This window comes from Bradyrhizobium sp. CB1717 (genome assembly GCF_029714325.1).
Classification (GTDB): Bacteria; Pseudomonadota; Alphaproteobacteria; order Rhizobiales; family Xanthobacteraceae; genus Bradyrhizobium.
The window spans coordinates 4,430,665-4,452,667 of sequence record NZ_CP121666.1 but is presented as its reverse complement, the minus strand read 5'-3'; the positions used below and the strand labels follow the sequence as shown (position 1 = coordinate 4,452,667).

The 22,003-nt window shown below is 63.0% G+C and carries 18 protein-coding genes and 1 tRNA gene; 5 read left to right on the top strand and 14 right to left on the bottom strand.

Features of this window, described 5'->3' with window-relative positions:
• Positions 1-164: 164 nt before the first annotated feature.
• From QA649_RS21205 to QA649_RS21190, 4 genes are all read right to left on the bottom strand, one after another.
• On the bottom strand, positions 165-1,841 hold the full coding sequence (locus QA649_RS21205; protein ID WP_283025862.1) for an arylsulfatase: 1,677 nt from the start codon (positions 1,839-1,841) through the stop codon (positions 165-167).
• A gap of 29 nt (positions 1,842-1,870) precedes the next feature.
• Positions 1,871-2,863, bottom strand: a complete 993-nt coding sequence (locus tag QA649_RS21200; RefSeq protein WP_283026065.1) for a formylglycine-generating enzyme family protein — start codon at positions 2,861-2,863, stop codon at positions 1,871-1,873.
• Positions 2,864-3,195: 332 nt separating this feature from the next.
• On the bottom strand, positions 3,196-4,803 hold the full coding sequence (locus tag QA649_RS21195) for a porin (protein ID WP_283025861.1): 1,608 nt from the start codon (positions 4,801-4,803) through the stop codon (positions 3,196-3,198).
• 741 nt (positions 4,804-5,544) lie between these two features.
• Positions 5,545-8,157 carry a tetratricopeptide repeat protein gene (locus tag QA649_RS21190; protein WP_283025860.1) on the bottom strand — a complete coding sequence of 871 codons (2,613 nt, stop codon included), beginning with the start codon at positions 8,155-8,157 and terminating at the stop codon, positions 5,545-5,547.
• A gap of 470 nt (positions 8,158-8,627) precedes the next feature.
• Between QA649_RS21190 and QA649_RS21185 the strand changes: the two genes are divergently transcribed.
• Positions 8,628-8,720, top strand: a tRNA-Ser gene (locus tag QA649_RS21185).
• Between the two features lie 536 nt (positions 8,721-9,256).
• On the opposite strand, the gene QA649_RS21180 is transcribed toward QA649_RS21185, so the two are convergent.
• The 9 genes from QA649_RS21180 to QA649_RS21140 all read right to left on the bottom strand — a co-directional run bounded on the left by QA649_RS21180 (position 9,257) and on the right by QA649_RS21140 (position 18,035).
• A complete protein-coding gene (locus QA649_RS21180; RefSeq protein ID WP_212432215.1) occupies positions 9,257-9,523 on the bottom strand; it encodes a hypothetical protein in 267 nt (88 codons plus the stop codon).
• 1,533 nt (positions 9,524-11,056) lie between these two features.
• Complete coding sequence (gatB, locus tag QA649_RS21175; protein ID WP_283025859.1) at positions 11,057-12,541, bottom strand: Asp-tRNA(Asn)/Glu-tRNA(Gln) amidotransferase subunit GatB; 1,485 nt, start codon at positions 12,539-12,541, stop codon at positions 11,057-11,059.
• Positions 12,538-13,422: an FkbM family methyltransferase gene (locus QA649_RS21170; RefSeq protein ID WP_283025858.1), complete on the bottom strand. Its 885-nt coding sequence runs from the start codon at positions 13,420-13,422 to the stop codon at positions 12,538-12,540. The genes gatB and QA649_RS21170 overlap by 4 nt, the downstream gene beginning before the upstream one ends.
• Complete coding sequence (locus QA649_RS21165) at positions 13,419-13,712, bottom strand: hypothetical protein (protein ID WP_283025857.1); 294 nt, start codon at positions 13,710-13,712, stop codon at positions 13,419-13,421. The genes QA649_RS21170 and QA649_RS21165 overlap by 4 nt, the downstream gene beginning before the upstream one ends.
• A gap of 2 nt (positions 13,713-13,714) precedes the next feature.
• Complete coding sequence (gatA, locus tag QA649_RS21160; protein WP_283025856.1) at positions 13,715-15,196, bottom strand: Asp-tRNA(Asn)/Glu-tRNA(Gln) amidotransferase subunit GatA; 1,482 nt, start codon at positions 15,194-15,196, stop codon at positions 13,715-13,717.
• Entirely contained in the window at positions 15,193-15,405 is a 213-nt protein-coding gene (locus tag QA649_RS21155; RefSeq protein WP_283025855.1) for a hypothetical protein, read from the bottom strand. Before QA649_RS21155 ends, gatA begins: the two co-directional genes overlap by 4 nt.
• Before the next feature lie 18 nt (positions 15,406-15,423).
• A complete protein-coding gene (gatC, locus tag QA649_RS21150; RefSeq protein ID WP_008548395.1) occupies positions 15,424-15,711 on the bottom strand; it encodes an Asp-tRNA(Asn)/Glu-tRNA(Gln) amidotransferase subunit GatC in 288 nt (95 codons plus the stop codon).
• 78 nt (positions 15,712-15,789) lie between these two features.
• A complete protein-coding gene (locus QA649_RS21145; protein ID WP_283025854.1) occupies positions 15,790-16,866 on the bottom strand; it encodes a nitronate monooxygenase family protein in 1,077 nt (358 codons plus the stop codon).
• Positions 16,867-17,009: 143 nt separating this feature from the next.
• Complete coding sequence (locus tag QA649_RS21140; RefSeq protein ID WP_283025853.1) at positions 17,010-18,035, bottom strand: nitronate monooxygenase; 1,026 nt, start codon at positions 18,033-18,035, stop codon at positions 17,010-17,012.
• Between the two features lie 97 nt (positions 18,036-18,132).
• Here QA649_RS21140 and QA649_RS21135 point away from each other — a divergent pair, with 97 nt between their 5' ends.
• The gene (locus tag QA649_RS21135; protein WP_283025852.1) at positions 18,133-19,023 is read left to right on the top strand and encodes a LysR family transcriptional regulator; all 891 of its coding nucleotides are present in this window, start codon (positions 18,133-18,135) and stop codon (positions 19,021-19,023) included.
• Positions 19,024-19,210: 187 nt separating this feature from the next.
• The gene (locus QA649_RS21130; RefSeq protein ID WP_283025851.1) at positions 19,211-20,146 is read left to right on the top strand and encodes a cyclase family protein; all 936 of its coding nucleotides are present in this window, start codon (positions 19,211-19,213) and stop codon (positions 20,144-20,146) included.
• A 78-nt stretch (positions 20,147-20,224) separates the two neighbouring features.
• Here QA649_RS21130 and QA649_RS21125 read toward each other — a convergent pair whose 3' ends face one another.
• On the bottom strand, positions 20,225-20,440 hold the full coding sequence (locus tag QA649_RS21125) for a hypothetical protein (protein ID WP_283025850.1): 216 nt from the start codon (positions 20,438-20,440) through the stop codon (positions 20,225-20,227).
• A 47-nt stretch (positions 20,441-20,487) separates the two neighbouring features.
• Between QA649_RS21125 and ruvX the strand changes: the two genes are divergently transcribed.
• Both ruvX and QA649_RS21115 read left to right on the top strand, forming a co-directional pair.
• The gene (gene ruvX, locus QA649_RS21120) at positions 20,488-20,967 is read left to right on the top strand and encodes a Holliday junction resolvase RuvX (RefSeq protein WP_283025849.1); all 480 of its coding nucleotides are present in this window, start codon (positions 20,488-20,490) and stop codon (positions 20,965-20,967) included.
• 4 nt (positions 20,968-20,971) lie between these two features.
• Positions 20,972-21,895 (top strand): AEC family transporter, encoded by a 924-nt coding sequence (locus QA649_RS21115; RefSeq protein ID WP_283025848.1) that lies wholly within the window; start codon positions 20,972-20,974, stop codon positions 21,893-21,895.
• Positions 21,896-22,003 lie beyond the last annotated feature (108 nt).

Below are 22,003 nucleotides of genomic sequence, written 5' to 3'. Positions count from 1 at the left end.
GCCGCCTCTCGATTCACGGCCGAGAGCATCGGTGGCAACCGCCGGACATGCGCCCCTCAGGCGAGCCATCCCCATCCCGGGAGCGCGCCGAGAGCTGCCGATGTCGCGGGTCAGACCGGCAGCTCGCGCCACTCCCGGGCTTGGGGCGCACGTCGCCGCATATCCTACTTGCCAGCGTGCGACTGCATGGCCTTCTCTATCTGCTCCTTGACGGCTTCCAGGTTGAAGCTCGCACCCTTCTGCATCGGTGGGAACTCGATTGCAGTTTGGGCGAGCTTGCCCACCTCCTGCTGCACGAACTGGAACCGCCAGAACTCGTAAGCAAACCAGTTATAGAATGCCAACGATCCCTTATCGCCGTTGGGCAAGTTCGTACGTTCGAAGGGATCAAGGCGGATATTGGTGAGGATCGGCCAATCAACCTTGACCGTGCCTCCCAGCCAGCCGCCCGGCTGATCGGTGAAGCGATATTTGAAGTCGTCGATGCGCACCGCGCTCAATGTGCCCTCAGTGAAGTAGAAGATCGAGTGGCGGGCAGACGGACCTTTTCCGGTAATCAGGTCCATCTGGTTGTACCCGTCGAGGTAGACCTTGTAGGTCTTGTCGCCGAGCTGCTTTCCCTTCCTCAACTCGTCGGCGATATTCGGATTGCCGGCGGCGGCGACGAAGGTCGGGAACCAGTCTAGTCCGGAGATCATGCCGTTCTCGACCTTTCCCGCGGGCACCTTGCCCGGCCATCGGATCATGCAGGGCACGCGGAAACCGCCTTCCAGCGCCGTTCCCTTGCCGCCGGCAAATGGCGTCTGTCCGCCATCGGGCCAAGTGAAGTTCTCCGCGCCGTTGTCGGTTGTGAACGCGACGATCGTGTTGTTGTCGAAGCCCTCGTCCTTGAGCTTCTTCATGACGGCGCCGACGATGTCGTCGAGCTGCGCGAACCCGCCCTCCGATACCGACCACCCGTTTTCCGAGTTGCGCATGTTCTCGTATTTTTCCGAAAGATGGGTGACGACGTGCATGCGCGTGGGGTTGAGCCAGACGAAGAACGGCTTGTTGTCCTGCTTGGCCTTGTCGATAAAGGCGAAGGTGGCTTGCAGGATTTCGTCATCCACCGTCTCCATCCGCTTTGGATAAAGCGGTCCGGAGTCCTCGATCCTTTGCTTACCGATCTTGCCCCAGCGCGTCTGCACCGTCGGATCGTCGACGTTGGTCGCCCAGGAATGAACCATGTTGCGTGGACCGACGGTGGCCAATAGCGCTTGCGGATAGTTGCGGTGGGCCGGGTCTTCCATCGCGTCGAGGTGGTACAGATAGCCGAAGAACTCGTCGAAGCCGTGCATGGTCGGCAGGAATTCGTTGAGGTCGCCGAGGTGGTTCTTGCCGAACTGCCCCGTGGCGTACCCCATGGATTTCAACGCGGTCGCAATGGTCGGCGCTTGCGCCGGCATGCCGATCGGGGAACCTGCCTGGCCGACCGTGGTAAGCCCGGTACGGATCGGTAGCTCTCCGGTGATGAAGTTGGCGCGGCCCGCCGTGCAGCTCGCCTCGGCATAGTAGTCGGTGAAGCGCATGCCTTCCGCGGCGAGCTTGTCGAGGTTCGGTGTCCGGCTTGCCATGATGCCCTGGTGGTAGGCACCGATATTGAACCAGCCGATGTCGTCACCCATGATGAAGACGATGTTTGGCCGCTGGCCGGCCGCTGCCGGCGCTGGTGCCGGTTGCTGCGCTTGCGCAGGGCTCGTCGTCAATCCGACGGCCGAGAGCGCCGAAGCGGCGACGAGAGAACTACCGCTCAACAGGAGATCGCGGCGTTTCAATCCTCCGCCGATCGGTCTCGTGCTCATCTCAGGCTTTTCCGGAATCCTATCTGTACTCATGATGTGATCCTCTTCCTGGTGATGCACCTGAAGCCGAGATGGCTTGCTGAGGTGTCGATCGGCTCGGCATGACGCGCGGCCGGACGATAGCGGCGGCAGTAGTTGGGAGCGCAAAGATGCGAGCCGCCTTTAAGCACCTTGCGCGGAATCCTGAGGTTTGGCTGACAAGAATCGTAGCTCGCGCCCTCGGGCCCGCCGCGAGGATTTTGCGGGATGCAGCAGACTTTCGGGGCGTCGGCTTCGTGCTTTTGCGAATACCAATCGGCTGTCCATTCCCAGACATTCCCGATCATGTCGTGCAGGCCGTAACCATTGGCCGGGAATGCGGTGACGGGCGAAGTGCGTTCGAAGCCATCAGCCGCAAGATTCTGGTGCGGGAAATTGCCCTGCCAGGTGTTTGCCATATGCCTGCCGCCGGGGAATTGCTCGTCACCCCAAGCGAATTCCGCGCCGTCCAGTCCGCTGCGTGCGGCGAACTCCCATTCGGCCTCGGTCGGCAATTCCTTGCCGGCCCATTTGGCATAGGCTTCGACGTCGCGGTAGGCGACGTGGACGACCGGGTGGTCGTCGAGCCCGCTGATATTGCTGCGCGGACCATAGGGACGGCGCCAGTCGGCGCCGAATTTGAACGTCCACCATTGCGTCCAGTTGCGCAAGTCTACGGCTCGCTTAGGCGGCGTGAAGACCAGCGAGCCGGCCTTGAGCATGTGCGGCAGAGCGCCCGGATAATCCTTCGCATCAGGTGTGAGTTCGGCGACAGTGACGTAGCCGGTCGCGTTCACGAATTTGCGGAATTGGCGGTTAGTGACCGGCGTGCGGTCCATCCAGAATCCGTCGACGGTAACGCGATGGGCCGGCGCTTCCTCCGGATAATGCCGATCCGAGCCCATCCGAAACGTGCCGCCCGGCACGTAAAGCATCGCCTCACCTGCTGGATCTTCGAACGATTGTCCGGAGCCAGACAACGATTTCGTATCAGCCAGATTCATCCCGCCCCCCGGCCCGTGCATCAGCGGCCTGCGTTGCTTCACACCGCGCGACGAGTTGCTTCGCTTGATAGGCGCTTTTCGAAAGTGGGGTCTTTGACTAATCGTGAGGCGTACAGAAACGAAGCGGCACTCCTCCGGGTTGATCCAGATCAACGGTCCGTTTCGGGCTAAGCAGACAGCGCGGAGAGGCCGCGAGCTGAGCCGGAGCGAGCGACCGGTCACGGAAGCGGGGCGCCGGCTCGGCTGACATTGCCGGGTCGCAAGCCGGTTCACCAAAAGAAAAGCCCCGGCGGTTTCCCGCCGGGGCTCTCTGTCAGGTCGTTAGACCGAACTTACCAGTTGCGCTGAGCGCGGAGGAGCAGAACGACCGAGTTCTGATCCTTCAGCTCGTAGGTCGCGACCGGCTTGGCGGGAACCGGGACCAGAGCGGCCGGGGTCACCGTACCAGCATACTTCTGGTCGAGGTGGGTCCAGGCGACGTCAGCCGAGAACGTCAGGTTCTTGACCGGGGTCCAGCGGGTGATGATACCGAGCTGGCCGATCGCGAAGTCCGGGTTACAGGCGGTCACGCCGGCAAAGCCAGCACCGATCACACCGCCGCCAGCGCCGCCGGCGCCGCAGAGCGTGGTCTTGGCCAAGGTGCCGAACTGAGCCTGAGCGTAGGCACCGTAGATCGCGGTGTTCCAGTAGGGATCCCAGTTGTGGGTGTAAGCACCACGGAAGCCCCAGGTCTTGACCGTCTCCTGCTGGCTGCCGGTGATGAACACGGTGTCCGGAGCCGAGGCATAGCCGAGGCTCTGGTAGGCGGTGCTCGAGCTACCGAACATCACGTAGCTGCTGCCCGCGAGGTTCTGGAAGTTGTAGCGGGTCGCGCCGTCGGTGTAGACGCCCGAAATGTTGATCACGTCACCCGCACCGGTCGGGATGTTCTTGATCGACAGAGCGAGCTGAACCGCCCAACCCCACTTGTCGTCGGGGTGGCCAGTCGGCTCGGTCGCGCCGTAGTAGGCAACGTGGTTGTCATGCGCAGCGACCGACGCCTGGAAGAGACCCCAAGCCTGGTCAACACGCACCATACCGACGAGGTTCGGCGAACGCGAGCCGCCGATGGCGTTGGAGCCGTAGGAGGCACCGAGGACGCTGGATGCGGTCGCACCGGACATGTTGAGGTTGCCGGCCTGATAGTACGAGGTCGAATCTTCAGCCGAGAACGACGCCGTGATGCCCTGACCGAAGTCAGCGGTGTAGGTGAACTGGTTGACACCCGTGACCGTGCCGGAACCGCCGACGAGACCGTCGAAGTTGTTGCCCGGATAGTTGGTCCAGGGAGCGTCGAACTGCGACACCGCCTTACCCATCGTGAAGCCGGCGAACTGGATGAAGGCGTAGTACACGCCGAGCGAACCAGCCGAGGTGTTGCCGTCGGTGCCGTTGACCGAGCCACCGCCCGAGCCGAAGAGCGACGTGGTGGTCGCGCCAGGAGTCGTGGCAGTCGCCAGCGCGCCGCTGTAGGCGGTGGTGCCGGTCGCGCTGCCGGTGCCGACGTAGTTGCCGGTGGTCCAGGAGAACACGCCGTCGAAGAAGGTACGGACGACGCCGTACTCGGTCGCGGTGCGCGTGTCGATGTTCAGGTCTTCACGAGCACGAGCGGTGTAGTAGTTCGTCAGACGGTTGCGCGCACCGTTGGCGCCCTGCGTCGAAACGTTCTGGTTCAGAGTGAAGTCCGAGTTGGTGCCCAGCGCGACTTCGGCGCGCAGGTAACCACCCAGCTTGATGCAGGTGTCAGTGCCCGGGATGTAGTAGAATCCGGCACCGTACAGGGAGCAGATCTTCACGTATTCGACCGCCTTGGCCTTCACGGGGAGATCGGCTGCCTGCGCTCCGCCAACGGCGATCAGACCCGCCGCTGAACCGAGCAAAAGGCTCTTAACCAACTTCATGTTAAACCTCCAAGTTTGCTCTATAGGGAAGGTTCCGGATCCGCTGGGTGACGACACCCTAAGGTTGGTTCCCTTGTCCCTTAACTCACCGCTTAGTCGCTTCGCGCCTTCGGACACACCCGCTGAACGCGAGGGACTTAAGCGAACCACCTAAAACGGGACGACCTCGGGATGCCCCCCTCCGTCGCTCAGTCACAATTACCGAACGTCCTTGCACACACAACAACAGAACGCTCCGAACCGGGCCTATGGAGCGTGTTTTCCGACGGGTGTTGCACAAATAACACGCAGATGTGATCACAGCGCCCTCGCAACATACTGTTTTTACTGACATTTTCGAGACGGTTCCAGTCGCCTCTGAAAATCCTCAATTGAGGCGGCGTGGACGGAGCGTCGCCCCTTTGCGGTTCTGACGCGGTCGAATCGTGGAATCGGCCGGAGACTCAGGCGGGATGCCGGCCCGCCGCGAAATGGCTCACTTGGCAAGGACACGGCCACGACAGCAGCCGCCCCAAGGGCGCCGGTCGACGCGGCGTTGGACATTCATATGAAGGGCTCGGATCGATTCGCTCGGACAGGCGCTGGGCCAACCGGCCGAACAGCCGGCATCCGGCGCCAGCCCCTCTTCCCAATCAGCGTCCTCGATCCCCGTCGGGCGCTAGTCCGGGAACCCGCGAGTGGGCGGAGCGGGCTCTGGTGCGTCCGCGCCAGCAATGGACGGCAGGCGTTATGACGGCTTGCTCATCCAAGCGCCTGAATTTCGATCTGATCCGGCGGCAATCCAGCTCGATGCCTCTGAAGCATTGCCTCGTAGGCCGCCTCCAAATGCTTCGTATAGAGAGGCGCATCAAACAGCGACGTTGTCCGGTTCTCTTGCAGCCTGTTGCGAATGGCCTGAAGCCTTTGCTTGTTGCGCACAAGGTCGATCGCGAGCGCTTCATATTCCTCGCGTGTCCGCGCGATCAGCTCGCGCAGGCCAGCGGCCTCAAGCAAGCTCGCGGCGACGCGGCCTGCGAAACCATTTCCGACCTGCGTCAGGACGGGCAGACCGGCCCACAGCGCGTCGCTGGCCGTCGTATGTGCGTTGTATGGCAGTGTATCGAGGAACAGATCGGCAAGGCGATGGCGCGCCAGATGGTCGGAGGATGATGAAAGGCGCTTGGCGAACACCAGGCGATCCGGATCGATGCCGAGGCGCCCTGCTTCCTTTCTCAGGTTGGATTTTGCCATTTCCCCCATATCGGACAACCACAACACCGACAGGTCCACGCTCTTCAGGATATTCATCCAGCTGCCGAAGACGGATGGATTGATCTTGTAGGCATTGTTGAAGCAGCAAAACACCGTCCATTCCGGCCGCAGATCGTGATCAGCCCTGTCGCAGGTCGTCTGATCGACGGCCTGTCCCCTGCTGTCACGCGGCATGAAACTGCCAGGCAGGCGAACGACCTTCTCTTCAAAGAACTGGTCGCTGGATTCCGGCAGCACGACCTTGTCGGCGATGATGTAGTGAGCGAGGTCTTTGCTTCCCAACGTTCCTGCGAATCCGAGGTAGTTGACGACAATCGGAGCTGGACCGGATGCGAACAGGGACAGCCTGGCATTGTGCGTATGTCCGGCAAGATCGACGAGGATGTCGATCCCGGCATCCTTGATCGCTTGCAGGACCTCACTGTCGTTCTTGTGCTGACAATCGATGAAGCGATGGAAGGAGCCTTCCAGCCGCTTGCGCAGATCGCTGTTGTCGCCCGGACCGATCGAGAAGGCGTAGGTCTCGAAGCGATCGGTGTCGTGGCTCTCGAAAATCCCGGCGGTCAGGTAGCCGACCGGATGCTCACGCAAATCGGGCGAGACATATCCGACCCTTATCCTGTCGTGCCTGTTGCTCTCCGCCTTCGCGCCTGGTTTCGAGAGTTGCGCGAGCTTTGCGGCGACCCATGCTCTGGCGCATCGGAGATGATCGTCAGGAGAATCCGTCAGCGACAGCAAGGCAAAAGGAGAGCTATTCGCTTTGCCCGCCCGGATTGCCGCCGTCAAATGACTGATCTCTTCCTCCAGATGATCCCAGTTGCACAAATGCATCTTTGTATAGAGACGCAGCCCCTCGATGCCTTCGAGATCAGGCTTGATCGATAGAGCCTTGTCGTAAGCAGCAAGAGCCTCGTCAAAGCGCCTGAGATCGGTGAAGACGTTGCCTCGACCAATCCAGGCTCCTTCCAGACCAGGCTTGATCGAGAGCGCCTTGTCGAAGGCAGCAAGAGCGTCCTCATAACGCTTGAGACCCCACGCGACATTGCCTTGACCGAGCCATGCTTCGGCGAGGTCGGGCTTGATCGACAGCGCCCGCTCATACGCGGCAGATGCGTCGTCGTAGCGCTTGAGCTCGGTGAGAACATTGCCCCGGCCAAGCCACGCCTCCGCCAGATCAGGCCTGATCGACAGCGTCTTGTCATATGCCGCGAATGCCGCGTCGTAGCGCTTCAGATCGTAGCAGACATTGCCGCGGCCAAGCCAGGCGCCCTCCAGGTCGGGCTTGATCGACAGCGCCTTGTCGTAGGCGGCAAGCGCGTCGTCGTAGCGCGCGAGACCCCAGAGAACATGCCCCCTCGCAACCCACGCATTCGCCAGATCGGGCTTGATCGCCAGCGCCTTGTCGTAGGCAGCAAGCGCTTCGTCATGGCGCTCGAGATCGGCCAAAACGTCACCTCGGCCAATCCATGCGTCCCCGAACCCAGGCCTGCCCGACAGCGCCCTGTCGTAGGTTGCAAATGCCTCGTCATGGCGCTTGAGGTTCCGCAAGGCATTGCCGCGGCCAAGCCAGGCATTCTCCAGATCGGGCTTGATCGCCAGCGCCTTGTCGTAGGCGACGAGAGCGTCTTCGTAGCGTTGCAGTTTTTCGAGGCAATTGCCCTTGCTCACATAGGCATCGGCGAAGTTCGGATTGTAGGCTATCGCCTTGTCGAATTGATCGATCGCATTCGAATAGTCTCTCGCAAACTCGGCGAGGATCGAACCTCGGTTGTGGTAGGAAAGAGGATTGCGCGGATTCACCGCCAAGGCGCGCGAAAAATACGTCAGCGCCTCCTGGGGGCGATTCAGGGATTTGAGTGCATAGCCATAGTTGCTGAGCGCTTCGTCACTGCTTCCATTCAGGCCGACCGCCGCCTTGAGATGGACCTCGGCCTCCGAAAACCGGCCTTGCATCAGCTTGATCACGCCGAGGAAGTGCTCGACGTCGAAGATATTCGGGGAGGATCTCCTGATCTGCTCGAGTATTTTTTCCGCTTTCGCCAGGTCCCTGCCCTGAAAGGCATCGACAGCACGCCGAAATTTGGCCTGCAACTCGTTCGCCAAGCCATTCCTCCCTCAATTCAACGCGTTGACCATAGCAACCGGTCCCGCGAACGCCCATCCGGGCTGCCGCTGCGGCGCTTATTCCGCCGGGAGCATCGTTACCAGAATCGGCGGACCGTCCGAGCGAATACGGTCAAGGAGCAGCTCGCTCCACGCGCGACAGCAGGCACTTTGGCTATAAATCAATTAGATTCAAAGCGTTACTGGGGTATCGCTCAGACGAGCGAATTCCCAGCTCGATAGGCTCTGCCGCACAAGAGCTATCGATTCCGCAGTAAATCCAGCCACTTACGCCAGGAAGAATACCCCACGCGCGAGACATTCCGGCCCCCCGCGCCTGTTCTCGCGGCCTAATGGTTCTCGTCCCGAAGGCAAGCCGGCTTGTTTCGAAAATCGCTGGGAATATTCGAGCGCAATCACGCGCTTACAAATTGACCGGCCCAACTAATTAGAGGCATAAGGCTCGCACCGGAGAGGTGGCCGAGTGGCTGAAGGCAACGCTTTGCTAAAGCGTCATACGGTCTCAAGCTGTATCGAGGGTTCGAATCCCTCCCTCTCCGCCACCCAACAGCGTCAAAGTCCGTGGGCTCTTTCAGCTGAAGGCAGCCGCCGATCGGCTACGGAAGCCCCGCGCAAGCACCAGCGCCGCCGAGCTCAGGTCGATTCCCGATGACCTTATATATGTGTGTCCGCGCCTAGCGGCCGGACCGCCAGATGCGCCAATGCGACGGCGAAATCAGCACCGGCTCGTTGGCCCAGACGTTGAACCAGACGCCGCACCTGCGGCGGGCTGGAAAGGTCCAGGACACGATGCCTGTCTTGTGCGGCCGTCGAGTTCCAGATCGCAGTCATCGGGCGCGATCTGAATCGGCAGCCATTGTCGATTGGTGTCGTGGGTGTTCATGCCGCGCGGGTTCTTAAGTGGCGGCACGACGAAAGATTTGATTCAGCGCAACAGGTCCGCCCGTGAAAACACGGGGTCGGATGCGATTCTCAGTTCAAAGCGGGTTTCTAGCGAACTCGATATCGGCTCGCGCAAGAACCGCGCATCAACAGGGACCGAGAGCCCCGGTCCGGTTCCATCGGACCGGAAACGGCTCTAGTGGGCGGAAACCCACGCCCTCGCGTCGCGCTGCGCGGCCGAGATCTCGGCATCCGACATCTGGCCAGCAACTTCCTGGCGGAGCGCTACGGCGTCCTTGCGGCCCTTCAGGGCAGCGAGGTTGAACCATTTGTGCGCGGCGACGAGATCGACGAGGCCGGAGCGGCCGCTCGCCCAATAGATCCCGCGCTCGAACAGAACGTCCGACAGCGCGCTGGCGTCGATCGGCGTCGCCGTCTCCAGATCGAAAGTACCCTGAAACATAACGCATCCCCTTTTTTCTTGTGCCGCCTCGTTCCCCCGAGCGCGGCCCCCGTCCAACTCTGATTTGCATGATCCCTTCTGGGATCGTGCACTGTTCAACTCTTCCCCAAGTCTTCTCGTCGAAGTCTTCTTGCCCAAGCCGTTTGCCGGCTTGTTGGAGGCAATGATGGCGGGCAAATTTGAATGGCAGTTTAAGTATCGCGATGAAGCAGACGTAAACGCGAGCGCACGGCGCCTGCGCGCAAAATTCAAAAAGTCCCCGATTTGCAGGCACTTCTGCGATTCGTCAGATTCTGTTTACCGAGGGATTTTGGGACATCGATAACCATCGCGCGCGGTGGTGCGCGTCGTGCGGTTACAATTTGTGGGAGCGGCTCACCCGAAGAGCCCCGGTGGCCGCCTCGTGCGGCGGCACCACTCGCAGCCACCAATGCCGGCCGGCGCGAAGCTCGAGACTGGGGAATCGGTCTTAGTGGGCTTGGCGCAGTCGCCCGAGCCATGACCGTCACGGCAATCGCCGGTTCGCCGTAGCCCTCGCCTGCCCCAAGGCAGCACGACAGAAGCGGCGCGGTCAGATCAGCAATGTGGGAAAGGGGATGCCGGCAATACCCCGGCCTCAGGGAGAACGAGGGCGTCGGCGAACACGTCAGGACCAGATTTCACGTTGACCCGAAGGCCGCTTGTGAAATTGCGGAGCCCCGGAAGGAGAACCGCACCGAACGAAGAAAACTCGTTTCTTCTGCCGGACCGTGAATGAGAACGGCCCGACCGTTGACCTGATGTCTCGCCGACACCCTCTATCGTCGACCAGAACCTCTGGGAGGCGCTGATGACGTGCCGGCTGCTTTAAGAGCCGGCAACTTCAGAAGCGAAGTTACTTCTTCTTCTTCGCGACCTTGCGGGTCTTCTTCGCAGTCTTCTTCACTGCGCTCTTCGCCTTCTTCGCCTTCTTCGCTTTCTTGGCCATGTTGCCCTCCGATGTGTGAGATGGCTTTAATCGCTGCGTGCACTCGGGGATCGAATGCACTCACCCCAAATACACCAACACGACGAAAAAAACATCTTCTCACTTAAGGAAGTGTTGACGGCGCGGTGCGCGTGCGCCAGCCGCGCTTGATTTGCCGACACGCAGAGACACGCGTCTGCAATTGCAAATGCTTCTCGCAGCATCGACGTCGTCCAGCGCGGTGATTGCAAAAAAACTCTATGCAGCAAGTACTATTCTGCGCACACACATCACGCGTGATCAGTGCGATGAAGTGCACTGCAATGCGCGCTATCGCCTCGCAGAGGCGAGTCGCGGACTCTGAGTCGCGAATTTTGGCAATGAAATTATTTTCATGCTTAACGGCGGAAGCGCTCGTCGGAGCACGTGCAAGTCGCCGTTTCGCGCGAATCGCGCGGCCCGCGATTCGCATCCGCGGCGTGACCTCGACGGGATGAAGTTCGCTGCTGGCGATGTGTGTGCGCGTCTCATCTCGACGTCGCACGAGGTGACGGAGCGTGTCCGTCACCTCGTGCGAACGCGTGAGGCTAGAGGCCGAGCTTGGACTTGAGCAGGTCGTTGACGCTCTGCGGGTTGGCCTTGCCGCCCGACGCCTTCATCACCTGGCCGACGAACCAGCCGAGCGACTGCGGCTTGTCCTTCACCTGCGCGGCCTTGTCGGGATTGGCCGCGATGATGTCGTCGACCACCTTCTCGATCGCCGAGAGGTCGGTGACCTGCTTCATGCCGCGGCTTTCGACCAGCGCGCGCGGGTCGCCGCCTTCCTGCCAGACGATCTCGAACAGATCCTTGGCGATCTTGCCGGAGATCGTACCCTCGCCGATCAGGTCGATGATCGCAGCAAGCTGCTCGGCATTGACCGGAGAGCCCGTAATATCCCGGCCTTCCTTGTTGAGGCGGCCGAACAGCTCGTTGATCACCCAGTTCGCCGCCATCTTGCCGTCGCGCGCACGGCTGGCGAGCTTGTCGAGCACCGTCTCGTAGAACACCGCGCTCTCGCGCTCGGCGACGAGCACGCTCGCGTCATAGGCCGACAGGCCGAAATCGGCGACGAAGCGCGCCTTCTTCTGGTCCGGCAGCTCCGGCAGCTTCGCTTTCAGCTCGTCGACGAACGCCTGGCTGAACTCGAGCGGCAAGAGGTCGGGATCGGGGAAGTAGCGATAGTCATGCGCCTCTTCCTTCGACCGCATCGAGCGCGTCTCGCCCTTGTCGGGGTCGAACCGACGCGTCTCCTGCTCGATCTGCCCACCATCCTCGATGATCTCGATCTGGCGCCGCGCTTCATACTCGATCGCCTGGCCGATGAAGGTGATCGAGTTCATGTTCTTGATTTCGCAGCGGGTGCCGAGCGGTCCGCCGGGCTTGCGCACGGAAACGTTCACATCGGCGCGCAAGGATCCCTTCTCCATGTCACCGTCACAGGTGCCGAGGTAGCGCATGATCGAGCGCAGCTTGGTCACGTAGGCCTTGGCCTGCTCGGCGTCGCGGATGTCCGGTTTTGAGACAATCTCCATCAGCGCCACGCCACAGCGGTTGAAGTCGATGAAGGACAGCGACGGCGACTGGTCGTGCAGCATTTTGCCGGGATCCTGCTCGATATGCAGGCGCTCGATGCCGATGGTGACGCTGCGGCCGCCGTCGAGCTCGACCAGCACCTCGCCCTCGCCCACCACAGGCGATTTGTACTGGCTGATCTGGTAGCCCTGCGGCAGGTCCGGATAGAAATAGTTTTTCCGGTCGAACACCGAACGCAGATTGATCGTCGCGTTGAGACCGAGCCCGGTCCGGACAGCCTGCCTGACGCATTCCTCGTTGATGACGGGCAGCATGCCCGGCATCGCCACATCGACCAGCGACACGTGGCTGTTCGGCTCGCCGCCGAACGCGGTGGAGGCGCCCGAGAACAGTTTCGCGTTCGAGGTCACCTGGGCATGGATCTCCATGCCGATGACCATCTCCCAGTCACCGGTGGCGCCTTTGAGAAGCTTGTGGGGGGTGGCGGATGCGTTCATGGCGTTACTGGTCCGTTGGCTGTTCGCCGTTCACTCGCGTCGAGAAACCCGTTGAGCGACCGAAGCACGTCGGCCGGCCGGCGCAGCGCGATCTCGGGGCGGCCCATCGCCTCGATCTCTCCGAACAGCGCCGCGACCTCCGGAGAGGAAGCAAACACGAAGCCGTCGAATGAAGTGCTCTGGTCCTCGAAATCGCTGGATATCTCGACCCGATAGCCCTGCGCCTTGAGACGATCGACCACCTCGCGATGGAGGGCCTGCGAATGGGTTGCAATAAACAGATAATCGACGCGGCGCTTGGTCAGCACGCTCTCCGCGCCTTGCAGCATCTCGATTTCAAAGGCCTGGATATCGGCATGCAATATGTCGATATGCTTGATCTTCCTGTCCCGAAAGAAGGCGTCGACCTCGAACTTGCCGTCGCCGACGAAGGCCTTGATGAACTCACCCTTCAGTCCGTTGCGCGCGAAATTATCCTGACCGGTCTTCAGGCAAGCGGGATCCGGCTCGACCAGGATGACCTCTGCCTTGGGGCGGACCTTCTTGAGCCACATGGAGTAGTGGCCCCAATAGGCGCCGAGCTCGATCATCGCAGGCGTCTCGCCCAGCCGCTTCAGCAGCTCCTGAAAGACGTATTCCTCGAGCGGCTCGTGGACGCCGCGATTGATGATGAGCACGCTGCTGAAGGGTCCGTAATACGCGCCGGGCCCGATGCCCGGGACCTTCAGGCCGTTATGCAGATAGACCTGGTCGCCTTCGACATGGCCAGCCATCGGGACGCGTTCGATCAGAAGGTTGAGGGGATCGGAAACGATCTCGCGAAAACGGCCGAACAGATCCTCGGGCTTCGCCTTGGGCCCCTTGAATCCAGACTCGCTCATGCGGGCGCACTCCCACTCAGCGCGTTGGCGATGCGCTGCCATTCTGCTTCAAGCGAATCCTTTGCCACGGGCTGTCCGGCCTGGCGATACCAATAGCCGGCGTTGCCGAGATCACCCTCGACCCGATGCAGGTAGGCGTGCACCCAGGCGGCCTCGCGGCTGTTGTCGTCCTGAACGATCCTGTGCGCACGATCCCAGTCGCCCTTGGCGGCCCACCAGAGGCCGGTGAGCGGTGCGCCGAGTTCCGGCGCAGGTGCTGCGTCGTCGAGGCTGGCGATGAACGCCGCCATCGTCACCACCACCTCGCGGGCGTGAAGCGGCCGGCCGCCTGCTCGATCACCTCGCCGAGCGAGAACAGCGTCTCTTCCTCGAATGGACGGCCGATCAGCTGCAGGCCGAGCGGCAGGCCCTGCGTATCCTTGCCGGCGGGCACGGCGATACCTGGCAGGCCCGCCATGTTCACGGTCACCGTGAAGATGTCGTTGAGATACATCTCGACCGGATCCGCATTTTCGCCGCTCTTCTCGCCGATGCCGAAGGCGGCCGACGGCGTCGCCGGGGTGAGGATCGCGTTGACGCCCTTGGCGAAGCAATCCTCAAAGTCCTTCTTGATCAGCGTACGCACCTTCTGGGCGCGCAGATAATAGGCGTCGTAATAGCCGGCCGACAGCACATAGGTGCCGATCATGACGCGGCGGCGCACCTCGGCGCCAAAACCTTCGGCGCGGGTGTTTTCGTAGAGCTCGATGATGTTCTTGGCCTGCTCGCGCAGGCCATAGCGGACGCCGTCATAGCGCGCGAGGTTGGAGGACGCCTCCGCCGGCGCCACGATGTAATAAGCCGGCAGCGCATACTTCGTGTGCGGCAGCGACACTTCGACGAGCTCGGCACCCGCCGCCTTCAGCCACGCCGCGCCCTCGCTCCACAGCTTCTCGATCTCGGCCGGCATGCCGTCGAGACGATATTCCTTGGGGATGCCGATCTTCATGCCCTTCACGGACTTGCCGATCGCGGCTTCGTAATCCGGCACGGGGATGTCGACCGAGGTCGTGTCTTTCGGATCGTGCCCGGCCATCGAGCGCAGCAGCATCGCGCTGTCGCGCACGCTGCGTGCGATGGGACCTGCCTGGTCGAGCGAGGAGGCAAAGGCGACGACGCCCCAGCGCGAGCATCGGCCATAGGTCGGCTTGATGCCGACGGTTGCGGTGAACGCCGCCGGCTGGCGGATCGAGCCGCCGGTGTCTGTCGCAGTCGCCCCCATGCACAGCAGCGCCGCCACCGCCGAGGCCGAGCCGCCGGACGAGCCGCCCGGCACCAGCGTCGTGTTGCTGCCGTCGCGCCTCCAGGGATTGCCGACGGGACCGAAGCACGAGGTCTCGTTCGCAGAGCCCATCGCAAATTCGTCATTGTTGAGCTTGCCGAGCATCACCGCGCCGTCGCGCCAGAGCTGTGAGGTGACGGTGGACTCATAGGTCGGCACAAAATTGCCGAGGATCTTTGAGCACGCCGTGGTGCGCACGCCCTTGGTCGCGAACAGATCCTTGATGCCGAGCGGGATGCCGGCGAGCGGACCCACATCACCCTTGGCGATCCTGGCGTCGGCCTCGCGCGCCATGCTGCGCGCCTGATCGGGCGTCTCCAGCACGAAGGCATTGAGCACGCGCGCGGCTTCGATCGCGGAAAGATGCGCGTCGGTCAGCTCGAGTGACGTGAAAGTCTTGTCGGCGAGTCCCTTGCGGGCCTCGGCGAGCGTCAGCGATGTCAAATCGGTCATTTATTGATCGGGCTGCAGAAGAACGGAGACAGGGTTTTGTCGTTGGTCGGGTCGTCTTTTTTGGCGGCGGCTTTCGCGGCCGCCTCGATCTCGTCGAGCACGGCATTGACGGCGACATTGGGATCGGCGGCCTTGCCCTGCCGCTCCATCTTGTCGAGGTAATTCATGTAGGCCTGATAGGCCTTCTCATCGTCGCAAAGCAGACACATCGGACCACGTCCTAAAAGTTACTCTACGACCTTCGGCACAAGAAAGAAGTGACCTTCGGTCGCCGGCGCGTTGGCAACGATATCGTCGGCGATCTCGCCGTCATTGACCACGTCCTGCCGCTTCTTCATCTGCATCGGGGTGACCGAGGTCATCGGCTCGACGCCCTCGACATTGACCTCCGAGAGCTGCTCGACGAAGGCGAGCATGGCGTTGAGCTCGCCCTGCAGATGCGGAACCTCGTCCTCGGAAACCGCAATGCGCGCCAGATGCGCGATGCGGCGGACGGTAGCGGCGTCAACGGACATTATATAAGGGCCTCTCACGGCAAAACCTATGTGCCGTATAGCAGAGGCCGCTTTTGCGCCGCAACCGGCCCCAGAGGCCTATCCGGCCAGCGCTTTCAGGCGGGCCAGGGCCGATTTGGCCAACTCCCGGGTCAATTCGGCCGCGGGGGCCTCGCGGCCGAGGGCGATGGCCTGTCCGGCAAAGAGATTGGTGAAATCGATCTTGCCCTGCTTTTCGGCAGCAGCTTTCAGCGGTCCGAGCGCAGTCGCGGCATGCGGGAATACCGGCGCATCCGGCGAAATCGGGCCGATCTCGCGCATGACACGGTTGGGGACGCCACGTGCTGGACGGCCGGACACCACATTGGTGATGACGGTCGAATCGTCCCCCGCCCGTGCCAGCGCCAGGCGCGCTGCCGGGCTCACCGTGGACTCCGGGCAGCGCAGATATGCTGAGCCGATCTGCACCCCGGAAGCCCCCAACGCGAAAGCCGCCGCGATGCCCCGTCCGTCGGCGATGCCGCCGGCCGCGATGACGGGCACCTTCACCGCGTCGACCACCTGCGGCACCAGCGCGAAAGTGCCGGGTTGCCCGGCGACATTCTCGGTCAGGAACATGCCGCGATGGCCGCCCGCCTCGGCGCCCTGCGCGATAATGACGTCGGCGCCGTTCTCCTCCAACCAGATCGCCTCTTTCACGATCGTGGCCGACGACATGACGATGGCGCCCGTGGCCTTCACGCGCTGAAGCAGTCTGGGCTCCGGCAGGCCAAAATGGAAGCTGACGACCTCCGGCTTCAATTCCTCGACCACCTCGCAGAACGCGGCATCGAATGGCGCGCGGCCGGCGCCCGCGATCGGCGCGGCAGGATCGAGACCATACTCGGCGTAATAGGAAGCCAGGCGCTGCTTCCAGCGCGCCTCGGCTTCGGCCGAAAGCTCGCGCGGCTTGTGGGCGAAGAAGTTCATGTTGAGCGGCGCGGAGACATGCTGGCGGATGATGTTGACCTGCTCGCGCGCCTTCTCGGCCGACAGCATCGCACACGGCAACGAGCCGAGCGCGCCGCCCTGTGCCGCCGCTATCGCTAGCTTTGCGTCCATCGCGCCCGCGATCGGCGCCAGCACGATCGGGAATTCGGTCTTGAAGAGGTCGATCAGTCGACGGTCAGGCCACATGGTTCTTGCCTCGTATTCGCTCTTCCCCTCTCCCCTTTGTGGGAGAGGGTGGATCGCCGCGTAGCGGCGAGACGGGTGAGGGGTTTGCATCCGCGGAAGCAGACCTCTCCAATTTGATTTTGTTCGCCGCGGATAGAAACCCCTCATCCGGCGCGGATTGCATCCGCGCCACCTTCTCCCACAAGGGGAGAAGGGAAAGAAGCGGCGGAGTTTCTCCGGCCGTCCATTACCTGCTCCGCCTCAACCGCAATCCGCTCCACGATCTCCGCCGCCGGTGGAATATCATGAATCAATCCGACCGCCTCGCCCGCGATCACGGCTGCGACATCGAAATTGCCTGCCGCCTTTGCCGCCGCATATTCAGCCGCGACTGCGGCGACATTCTGCATCAGCTCGACCTCGCGCCCGATCCAGCGCCGCGCATGGTCGTTGACCAGGCACCGTCCCGTGAACGGCGCCGGCCAGACATTGTTGCGGGAGAGATCGAAGATGATGCCGCGCACCGTCGCGCCGCTGTTCGCTGCGCAGATGCGCCGCTTGGCCTCCTCCGCGCCGTCAGCCTCCTGGCTCGCATAGAAGCGCGTGCCGAGCAGCACGCCGCTCGCGCCCAGCATCATCATCGCGGCGAGCCCGCGCCCGTCCGCGATGCCGCCGGCCGCGACGACAGGCACACGGCCCGCGGCGAGATCGACGATCGCAGGCACCAGATCGACGGTGGTGCGCGAGGCGCCGTGACCGCCCGCCTCCGTCCCCTGCGCGATCAGGATGTCGGCACCGGCGTCGAGCGCCTGCCGTGCCATCACCTCGTCCTGCACCTGACAGATCAGGCGCGCACCGGCAGACTTGATCTTTGCTGCGAACGGCGCGGGATCGCCGAACGACAACATGATCGCAGATGGCTTTGCAGCAAGCGCGACATCGAGCAGCTCGGGCCTTCTGGCGAGGCTCCAGGTGATGAAGCCGATCCCGAATGGCGCAGACAGTTCGGCGAGCTTCGCGGTCTCCTGCTCCAGCCACGCCCGCTCGCCATAGCCGCCGCCGAGAATGCCGAAGCCGCCGGCACGGCTCACAGCGGAGACCAGACGGCTGCCGGCGACGACATCCATCGGCGCCAGCAGGATCGGATGCCTGATCTGGAGCAGCGTGGTCAGCGACGTCGCAAGCGGCATGGTCTCTCTCCGATCTGGACAGCGAGATTAGGCGCGACTAGCATTCTCGAAAAATGAATTGTTACGAACGCTGCCATCTCAAAAGCGAAACGATGCCATGGAACTCAGCGACATCCAGACCTTTGCCGTGGTCGCCCGCACCGGCGGCATCACCCGCGCCGCGGAAGAGCTCAACACGGTGCAATCGAACGTCACCCAGCGCGTGAAGGCACTGGAGGCGGAGATCGGCACGCCGCTGTTCGAACGCCACAGCCGCGGCATGACACTGACCGGCGCCGGCAAACGTCTCCTCCCCTACGCGCAGCGGATGGCCGCGCTATCGCGCGAGGCCGTGCTGGCCGCGCGCGACGACGGCGAACCGAAGGGACCGCTGGCGATCGGCTCGATGGAGACAACGGCAGCGGTGCGATTGCCACCACTCCTCGCCGATTTCCACCGTCGCTTCCCCGCCGTGCGCCTCACCTTGCGCACCGCCACCACCGCCGACCTCGTCGCCGGCGTGCTCGACGGCACGCTCGACGGTGCCTTCGTCGCAGGTCCCATCGCGCATGCCGACCTCACGGCGACGAGCGCCTTCCGCGAAGAGCTGGTGCTGCTCAGCGCGCGGCGCTGGACGTCGCTGCCCGAGCTGCGCGCCGGCACGCCGGAGTCGGGTCCGACCGCGCTGGTGTTTCGCACCGGCTGCACCTATCGCCAGCGGCTCGAGCAGGTGTTCGTCGAGTTCGGCTGGCCGTCGGCCGCACGCTTCGAGCTTGGTACGCTCGACGGCATGATCGGCTGTGTCGCCGCCGACATGGGCGTGACGCTGCTGCCGCGCGCGGTCGTCGAACGCAGCGCGATGAACGGAAGCGTCTCCATTCACACGCTGAGCTCCTCGCATGCGCGCGCCGAGACACTCTTCATTCAGCGCAGCACCGGACATCAATACAGCGCGCTACAAGGTTTCATCGCCTGCCTGGAGAAGGATGACGACGTCATCGCGGCCTGATGCGACGCGAACGTTCCACGCCACGAAATTCGTCACAAATCCATCGTGTTTGAATCGATCCGCGCCGCGTCTGCCATCGCAGCGCAGCACTTCAAAAAGCTTTGAAGCGCGCGATCATTCTACGTTAGGATGAGTGACTGGCCAGCGCGAAACCATAAACGAAGCCAAAACATCGGGAGGACTATCGATGCGCAATACGCTCGTGTTGTGCTGCGTCGCCGCGTTGTCGGCGATATCAGGAACTGCAAGCGCCCAGGACTGGACCAAATCAAAATGGGGGCCGAACGACGAGATCGGTGCCGCCAACTACATGACGCCCGAGCTCGTGGTGAAGGCCGCCTCTCTGGTGAAGACCGGCAAGACCTACGCCCTCGGCATTCCCGTCACGTCGCAGACACCCGCCTATCCGCCACGCACCTTCAAGATCACGGTGGTGCAGCCGGGACAGGCCGGCAGCCCGGGCCTCGGTCCCAACAAGGCGACCTACAACGACGACATCCTCGATACCTGGGTCGGCATCGGCAGCCAGCTCGACGGGCTCGGCCATCTCGGCGTCGAGCACGTCTATTACAACGGCAACAAGCTTGCCGATTTCGCCGATCCCACCGGGTTGAAGAAGCTCGGCATCGAGAAGGTGCCGCCGATGGTCACCCGCGGCGTGCTGCTCGACATGGCCGCCTATTTCAAGACCGACATCGTCAAGGAAGGTACCGCCTTCAACGTCAAGGAGATCGAGGAAGCCGCCAAGCAGCAGAACGTCGAGATCCGCCAGGGCGACGTCGTCATCTTCCACACCGGCTGGCTCAGCCTGATCGGCAAGGATGACAAGCGCTACTCGGCCGGCGAGCCCGGTCTCGGCGTCGAAGGCGCGAAGTACTTGACCGGCAAGGGCGTCGTCGCTGTTGGCGCCGACACCTGGGCGCTCGAGGTGCTGCCGTTCGAATCCAAGAACGTGTTCGAGGTGCACCAGATCCTGCTCGCCATGAACGGGACCTACATCCTCGAGAACATGGACACCGCCGCGCTCGCCCGGGACAAGGGCTATGAATTCCTGTTCGTGTTGGGACAGCCGCGCTGGACCGGCGGCGTGCAGGCGATGATCAACCCGATCGCGATCCGCTGATCCCGATCGCGACCTGCTGATCCAAGACCCGGGCGAGGATCCGCTTGCTGTCCGGCAGCCCCCTCGCCCGCCCCGCCGTCACCGCGGCCTCAGATGCCACCGCCGCAATGCAACCGCGGTCCAGATCGCCTCGACGAGGCCGAACGGCCAGGCGCCCTGGAGGAAGCCGTAGGCCGAGCCGAGCGCGCAGGACGCCGCGAACAGCAGCACGAACCAGTGGCTGCGGTCCTCCAGGGCATAGCAGACCAGCATCGCCGTCACGGCAAATAGGCCGAATAGTGTCAGTGCATCCATTGTCGAGGGTTCACTCCGCAGCGCGACGCGTGATATGCGCTAAGGCCATGCCGGCTCTTATCCTGCCTCTCGTCGATGCTGCAACCCACTGGCCCGAACGCGGTGCGCTGGTCGGGCTTGATTTGGGCACCAAGACCATTGGCGTCGCCGTGTCCGACCCGGACCGGCGGCTCGCCACCGGCGTCGAGACCATCCAGCGCAAGCAGTTCAAGCAGGATGCCGCACGGCTCCTTGCGATCGCGACCGAGCGCAAGGTGGTCGGCTTCGTGCTCGGCCTTCCCATCAATATGGACGGCAGCGAGGGCCCGCGCGCGCAATCCACCCGCGCCTTCGCCCGCAACCTCGCCGGCCTCACCGCGCTTCCCATCGGCCTCTGGGACGAGCGCCTGTCGACCGCGGCCGTCGAACGCGAGCTGATCGGCATGGACGTCAGCCGAGCCAAGCGCGCCGAGGTCATCGACGAGCACGCCGCGATCTTCATCCTGCAAGGCGCGCTCGACCGCCTCGCAAACCTGCGCGCCGGCTGATCCCATGGCCGTCGTGATCGCGGCGCTGCTGCCGGTCTTCATCCTCATCGTGCTCGGCGTGGTGCTCCGGCACAGCCTGATGCGGCTCGACACACAATGGCACGGGCTGGAGCGGCTGACCTATTTCGTGCTGTTCCCGATGCTGCTGATCCAGACGCTGGTGAAGGCGGACCTTTCAAAAGTGCCGGTCGCCGGCGTCGGCGGCGCGCTGCTGCTGTCGGCACTGGCGATGTCGCTGCTCTGCCTCGCGCTCCGCCCCGCGCTGTCGCGGCTCGACATTGACGGCCCCGCCTTCACGTCGATCTTCCAGGGCGCGACGCGCTGGCAGACCTATGTCGCGCTGTCTGTTTCCGCCAACATGTTCGGCGATGTCGGGCTGGCGCTCGCCTCCGTGGCGATGGTTGCGATCATTCCGCTGGTCAACGTCTTCAGCGTCGCCGTGCTTGCACATTACGCAGCGCCCGAGAAGCAGTCCGCCCGCGCCATCGTCATGACGGTGATCCGCAATCCCCTGATCTGGGCCTGCGTGATCGGCCTCGTCATCAACGTCGTTCATCTGCCGCTACCGAAGATCTGGCACGAGGTGGCGGACGCGCTCAGCCGCTCCTCGCTGGCGATCGGCCTGCTCGTCACCGGCGCCGGCCTGCAGCTCAAGGGCCTGCTCCGCCCGAGCACGGGTGCGGCGATCGGGGTGGCATTCAAGCTGGTCCTGATGCCCGTGCTCGCGCTGGTGCTTGCCGCCTGTTTCGGGCTGTCAGGCAACAGCCTCGCGATCGTCGCGATCTGCGCGGCGGTGCCGACCTCGCCCAGCGCCTATGTGCTGGCCCGCCAGATGGGCGGCGATGCGCCGCTGCTGGCGCAGATCATCACGCTGCAGACGATTTTGGCGGCGATCACGATGCCGGTCGCAATTGCGCTGGTGGCCTAGACCTGGTCATTGCGAACACGCTCTCTCTCCGTCGTCATTGCGAGGAGCCCTTGCGACGAAGCAATCCAGACTGTCTCCGCGGAGGTAATCTGGATTGCTTCGCTGCGC